Source organism: Mesorhizobium sp. M4A.F.Ca.ET.022.05.2.1 (assembly GCF_003998845.1).
Classification (GTDB): domain Bacteria; phylum Pseudomonadota; class Alphaproteobacteria; order Rhizobiales; family Rhizobiaceae; genus Mesorhizobium.
This window is the reverse complement of the sequence record NZ_RZOJ01000613.1, coordinates 1-2,468: the sequence shown is the minus strand read 5'-3', so window position 1 is coordinate 2,468 and position 2,468 is coordinate 1. Positions and strand designations below refer to the sequence as shown.

The 2,468-nt window shown below is 65.3% G+C and carries 2 protein-coding genes; both read left to right on the top strand.

The window, feature by feature from the left end; genetic code table 11:
* The coding region (locus EN745_RS33595) for an AEC family transporter (RefSeq protein WP_127423229.1) at nt 1–771 on the top strand (771 nt) is incomplete at its 5' end.
* A 175-nt stretch (nt 772–946) separates the two neighbouring features.
* Nucleotides 947–2,404 carry an NAD-dependent succinate-semialdehyde dehydrogenase gene (locus EN745_RS33590; RefSeq protein ID WP_126054144.1) on the top strand — a complete coding sequence of 486 codons (1,458 nt, stop codon included), beginning with the start codon at nt 947–949 and terminating at the stop codon, nt 2,402–2,404.
* The last annotated feature ends 64 nt before the right edge of the window (nt 2,405–2,468 follow it).

Below are 2,468 nucleotides of genomic sequence, written 5' to 3'. Positions count from 1 at the left end.
GCGCCATGGTCGCTGTGGGGCGCCTATTTCACGGCGGTCGCGATCACCTGGGCGGTGGGGCATCTCGTCACCACGCGGGTCTTCGGCAGGGATTCGCGCACGGGCATCGTCGGCGGCGTGTCGTCTGGCTATTCCAACATCGTCCTGCTCGGCGCGCCCTTCATCCTCGGCATATTCGGACCGAGCGGCTTCGAGGTCCTGTCGCTGCTGGTCTCCGTCCACCTGCCGGTCACGATGATGGCCTCGATCGTCCTGTTCGAGATGTTCGGCCGCGGCGCCGGCGAGCCCGCGCATCCGCTGCGTGTCGTCACCAGCTTCCTCAGGCGGCTGTTCCTCAATCCGCTGATCATCGGCATACTCGCCGGACTTGCCTTCCGCCTGAGCGGCGCGCCGCTGCCGGAGCTCGTCTCGCGTGTGGTCGATGCCCTGGCGGATACCGCCGGGCCGGTGGCGCTGTTCGCCATGGGGCTCAGCCTGCGCCGCTTCGGCATCTCCGGCAACATCCGGCCGGCGCTGGCGCTGTCGGCGCTGAAACTGTTCCTGATGCCGGGGCTAGTGCTTGGCCTGGTCTGGGTGCTTGGCCTGCCGCCGCTGACGGCCAAGGTGGCGGTGGTGGCGGCGGCTCTGCCCTCGGGCATCAATTCCTACCTGATCGCCGTCCAGTTCAACACCGGCCAGGCGCTGGCGTCGAACCAGATAACCATCGCGACGGCGAGCGCGGTGGTGACCACGTCCTTCTGGCTGACGGTGGTTCTCCACGTCTTCGGATAGGGGAGCGGCCGGCCAACTCTCGCCTTTGCTGGTCCAACCCCTATATGCCATCTTGCGATTGCTTGCCGGCCTTTCCCTAGGTTAAGAGCAGTGGCTCCAGCGTGCGGACATCGCGCACGCGCATTGAAGATATCCAGAAAAACGGCCGATCAGCGCGCCGAACGGAGGCCAGACCATGCTTCAGAAAACCAGCCATTTCATGCGCCAGGCCAATCTCATCAACGGTGAATGGGTGCAGGCCGACAGCGGCCAGACGGTCGACGTCAACAATCCGGCCACCGGCCTCAAGATCGGCACCGTGCCGAAGGCCGGCAGGGCCGAGACGCGCCGCGCCATCGAGGCCGCCGAGGAAGCCTTCAAGAGCTGGCGCAAGACCACCGCGCTCGAGCGCTCGAAGCTTTTGCGCAAGCTGCACGACGCGATGATGGACAATCAGGACGTGCTCGCGGAACTCTTGACCATAGAGCAGGGCAAGTCGCTGTTTGAATCGAAGGGCGAGATCGGCTCGGCCGCCGCCTACATACTGTGGTTCGCCGAGGAAGGCCGGCGCACCTACGGCGACATCGTGCCGTCGCCCTGGGGCGACCGCCGCATCCTGGTGACCAAGGAGCCGGTCGGCGTCATCGCCGCCATCACGCCGTGGAACTTCCCGTCCTCGATGCTCGCCCGCAAGCTCGGCCCGGCGCTCGCCGCGGGCTGCACCGCGGTGGTCAAGCCGGCCTCGCAGACGCCGTATTCGGGCCTCGCCTGGGGCGCGCTTGCCGAGGAGGTCGGCTTCCCCAAGGGCGTCATCAACATCCTGACCGGTTCGGCCGCCGAGATCGGCGACGAGATCTGCGCCAACCCGCTGGTCAAGAAGATCACCTTCACCGGCTCGACCGAAGTCGGCAAGATCCTGATCCAGAAGTCGTCCGTGACGGTCAAGAAAGTGTCGATGGAGCTCGGCGGCAATGCGCCGTTCATCGTCTTCGACGACGCCGACATCGACCGCGCCGTCACCGGCGCCATCACCGCCAAATACCGCAATTCCGGCCAGACCTGCGTGTGCACCAACCGCTTCCTCGTGCAGGCCGGCGTCTACGACAAGTTCGTCGAGAAGCTGGCCGCGGCAAGCAACAATCTGAAGGTCGGGTCCGGCCTTGAAGAGGGTGTGCAGCAGGGACCGCTGATCGACGACAAGGCGGTCGAGAAGGTCGAGGAACTGATCGCCGACGCCACGTCGAAGGGCGGCAAGGTGGTGGCCGGCGGCAAGCGCCATGCGCTCGGCGGTTCGTTCTTCCAGCCGACGGTGATCGCCAATGCCACGCCGACGATGCGCTTCATGAAGGAAGAGATCTTCGGCCCGGTCGCTCCGGTGTTCAAGTTCGAGACCGAGGAAGAGGCGATCGCGCTCGCCAACGACACCGAATTCGGCCTCGCCTGCTATTTCTACACCGGCGATCTCGGCCGCGCATTCCGCGTCATGGAAGGGCTGAAATACGGCATGGTCGGTGTCAATGAGGGCCTGATCACCACACCGGAAGCGCCGTTCGGCGGCGTCAAGGAATCCGGTCTCGGCAAGGAAGGCGGACATCAGGGTATCGAGGACTATCTCGACACCAAATATGTCTGCATCGGCGGCCTCGGCCTCTGACAGCAAACGGAAGGGCAGGCGCAAGGCCTGCTTTTCCCATAATCCAACCGGCCGGGACCGGCTG